Genomic DNA, 4,271 nt, shown 5'->3' on the forward strand with positions numbered 1-4,271 from the left:
GGCAGGCCGCGGCGGGCGGGGGTGTCCTCGTTCGGGATCTCGGGGACGAACGCGCACGTCATCCTCGAAGAACCCCCCGAGTTCAGCGACTCGGGGACGGGGACCGGGGGCGTGGACGGGGCCGCCGAGCACCCGGCGCCGATTCTCCGGGACCCGCAGGCCGCCTCCGGCCTCCCGGACGCCCGGCCCGCCGGTGCCGGCGCCAGCACCGCCTCCGGCCTCCCGGGCGCCCGGAGCAGCGCCGCCGACGAGGTCACCAGGCCCGTGGCGCTGCCGCTGGTGCTGTCCGCGAAGACACCGACGGCCCTGCGTGCGCAGGCCCGCCGCCTCCACGACTTCCTCTCCGGCGGCGCGGAGTCCCGGCCCGCGCACGACGGCCCCGTCGACCCGTCCGCCGTCGCCTACACCGCCGCCTGCATCCAGTCCGGCTTCGACCACCGCGCCGTCGTGCTGCCCGGCGCGGACGGCGACTACCGAGGGGCACTGGACGCTCTGGCCGCCGGGCAGTCGGACACCCTGCTGACGAGGGGGAGCGTGAGCGGGCGCGCCCGGGCCGTCTTCGTCTTCGGTGCCGGTGTGGCTGGTCTGGCTGGTGTGGGCGGTGTGGGCGGTGATGGCCCGGACCTCGCAGCCGCAGCGAGGGAGTTGCTGGCCGCGTCCCCCGCGTTCGCCGAGCACGTGCACGAGTGCGCCGCCGTCCTGGCGGCCCATCTCGGCCGTCATGTGGGCGAGTTGGCTCCCGCCGACCCTCCGGAGGCCGTGGCGTTCGTGGTGGGAACCGGTCTCGCGCGGCTGTGGGAGCAGTGCGGGGTGCGGCCCGACGCGGCACTCGGGCAAGGGGTGGGAGAGATCGTCGCCGCCCATGTCACCGGGGCACTGACACTGGACGAGGCGGCACGCCTCTGCGCGGCCCTGGTGCGAGGAGGCTCCGACGAGGAACTGCGGGCGGCTGTGGCCGGAGTGACCCCGCGCCGTACGAAGACCGACCTCTGCTCGTCGCGAACCGGCATGCCGCTCGACGCCGAACGGGAGCTGACCGCCGCGTACTGGCTGCGCGCCGTGAGGGAACCCGTCGGCCTCGACGCCGCGCTGCACCACCTGGCCGACGGCGGCCGCCGCACCCTCGTAGCGATGCCGTCCGCCGCTCGGCTCGTGGCGACACCGCACAGCCGCGGCTCCGGTCACCCGGATGCGCCCGGCCAGCCGCCTGTACCCACCCACCCGGGTACGCCCGGCCACGCCGAGGCAGCCGACCACCCGGCCGCGGCCGACCACCCGCGGCTGCTGGACGCGCTCCACCCCGGCGTCGACGGCGCCGGCGGGCTGCTGTCGGCGCTGGGTGCCGCCTACGCGTGCGGGCTGCCGGTGGACTGGCAGGCCGTCGTCCCCAGGCGGCCCCTGACCGTCCTGCCGACCTACCCGTTCGAGAGGCGGCGGTACTGGCTGAACGCCGACGCGCCGCGCCCGCCGCACAGCGGGGGGCATGCGCTGCTCGACACCGCCGTCACCCTCGCGGACCGCGACGCGCGGGCGCTCACCGGCACCCTGTCCACCCTCACGCACCCATGGCTGGCCGACCACAGGATCGACGGGCACACCGTGCTGCCGGGAACAGCCCTGGTCGAACTCGCCGCGCACATCGCCGCGCTCGACGGCGCCGCGACGGTCACCGAACTGACCCAGGAGGCACCGGTCCGCCTCCCGGACGACGGCAGGACGGTCGAGGTCCAGTTCGTCGTCGGCGCGGTCGGCGAGACAGGGGAACGGCCCTTCACCGTGTACGCGCGTCCCGGCCGTGCCCAGGAGTCGGCGCGGGCCCCCGAGACGAGCCGGGCCGCCGAGGAGAGCAGGACCACCGACTGGACCCGCCACGCCACCGGGATCCTCGCGGCGCGCACTCCCCGGACACCGGCGGACTTCGACGGGACGGACTGGCCGCCGCAAGGCGCGGAACCCGTGGAACTGAGCGGCATGTACGAGGAGCTGGCCGAGGCCGGATACGCGTACGGCCCCACCTTCCGTGGCCTCGAGGCCGCCTGGCGGCTGGGCGAGGACATGTGTCTCGACGTACGGCTGCCCGCCGGAACCGACACGTCCGGGTACGGCCTGCACCCGGCGCTGCTGGACGCGACGCTGCACGCGACCGTGTGGCAGGACGCGGCCGGCGGTCGCGTACGGCTGCCCTTCTCGTGGAGCGGCGTGCGGGTGTACGGCGGTGACGCGACGGAGCTGCGGGTACGGGTGTCACCTGTCGGCCCGGACGCGGTGGCGCTGCGGATCACGGACCGGCACGGCACGCCGATGGCCGCCGTGGACTCGCTGGTGCTGCGGGCCGCTTCGGACGGTCCCGCGGACGATGGACTCTTCCACGTGACGTGGGGGCCACTGGCCGACGACACCCTGTTGCAACCGGCCTCCGACGCCGACGCCGACGCCGACGCGTGCTGGGTGCTCGGGTCCGCCCCGCGTTCGGGCCTCACCGCCGTCCTCGACAGGGCGGAGGCGGGAGCGCGTCTCGACGCGGGCGCCCGACCGCCCGCCGCCGTGCTGGTGCCCTGCCTGCCGCCGGCCGGCGCGGGCGGGGAGGAAGCCCGCGTGCCCGACGGCGTGCGCCGCGCGGCCCGGGCCACGCTGGAGCTGCTCCAGAGCTGGCTGGACGACAGCCGATTCGCCGACACCCGGCTGGTGTTCGTGACCCGCGGGGCGGTGCGCACGGACGCCGGGCCCGACGAGGCACCGCTGGATCTGGTCCACGCACCGCTGTGGGGGCTGGTCCGCACCGCGCGATCGGAGCATCCGGACCGCTTCGGCCTCCTCGACCTCGACGGGGACCTCGACGAGACCCGTCTGACGCGCGAGGTGCTGACCGCCGTGGCAGCCGGCGGCACACCCGAACTCGCCCTGCGCGACGGCGCGCTGCTCGTACCCCGGCTGTCGTCCGTGCCCCGGCCGACACCCGTGTCCGGGCCGACACCTGTGTCCGGGCCGACACCCGTATCCCCGCCGACCGGGACGCCGGGCCCCGTCGGGGTCGCCGCCTCACCGCTGCGGCCGCACGGCACCGTCCTGGTGACCGGCGGCACAGGTGCGCTCGGCGCGCGCACAGCCCGGCACCTGGTGGCCCGCCACGGCGTACGGCACCTGCTGCTGACCAGCCGCAGCGGCACCCGTGCCGCGGGAGCGGACGACCTGGCACGGGAGTTGACGGGCATGGGCGCCCAGGTGCGGATCGCCGCCTGTGACTGCGCCGACCGGGAGGTGCTCGCCGCGGTCCTCGAAGCCGTCCCCGCCGACCACCCGCTGACCGGCGTCGTCCACGCCGCGGGCGTCGTCCAGGACGCGACCGTCCGCGCGCTGACGTTCGAGCAACTCGACGCCGTGCTCGGTCCGAAGGCCGACGCCGCCTGGAACCTGCACGAGCTGACCCGCTCCGCCCCGCTCGCCTTCTTCGACCTCTTCTCCTCCGCCACCGGCACGCTCGGCGCCGCCGGACAGGGGAACTACGCCCTGGCCAACACCTTCCTCGACGCCCTCGCCCAGCACCGCGCCGACCTCGGCCTCCCGGCGCGCTCGCTGGCGTGGGGTCTGTGGGACCTTCCGGACGGGATGGCGGGACGGCTGACGGCACACGACGTCGAACGCCTCGGACGCCGCACCGGGCTGCGGCCGCTCGACGCGGCCCGCGGTCTGCGCATGTACGACGCCGCCCGCGCCCAGGAGCTGCCGACCGTGGTGGCGGCGGCACTCGATCCCGAGTCCGTCCCGGCGTTCCTCCTGCCCGCGGCTCCCGCCGTCGCCGCTGCCGCCCCCGCCGCCGCTGACCGGGCGGGGACCCCGTGGTCACGACGGGTGGCCGAACTGCCGGAGGGCGAACGGACACCGGAGAGCCGCCGCCTCGTCATGTCGATCGCGGGCGAGGTGCTCGGCGGGAGCGGCATCGACGGCGGGCTCGCGTTCCGGGACGCCGGGTTCGATTCGCTGCTGGCGGTGGAACTGCGCAACCGGCTCTGCGAAGTGACGGGACTGAGGCTGCCGCCGACCGTGGTGTTCGACCATCCGACCCCACGCGCCCTGGGCGCGTTCCTGGGTTCCTTGCTCGCGGACCCGCCTTCCGGTACCCCGTCGGCCGAGAAGACGGTTTCGGCAGTTTCGCCGCAGCGTCCGACAACCGGGAATTCGGGGAATTCCGCTTCTTCCGGTGATCCTGTGGTGATTGTGGGGATGGCTTGTCGTTTTCCTGGTGGGGTGGTTTCGCCGGAGGGTTTGTGGGA

The 4,271-nt window shown here is 75.5% G+C and carries 1 protein-coding gene; it reads left to right on the plus strand.

What is annotated here, in order from left to right; all coding sequences use genetic code 11:
- On the plus strand, positions 1 to 4,271 hold a 4,271-nt coding region (locus HZS56_RS37300; protein WP_444875603.1), incomplete at both ends, for a type I polyketide synthase.

The organism is Streptomyces mayonensis, assembly GCF_018982965.1.
GTDB classification, from domain to species: Bacteria; Actinomycetota; Actinomycetes; order Streptomycetales; family Streptomycetaceae; genus Streptomyces; species Streptomyces mayonensis.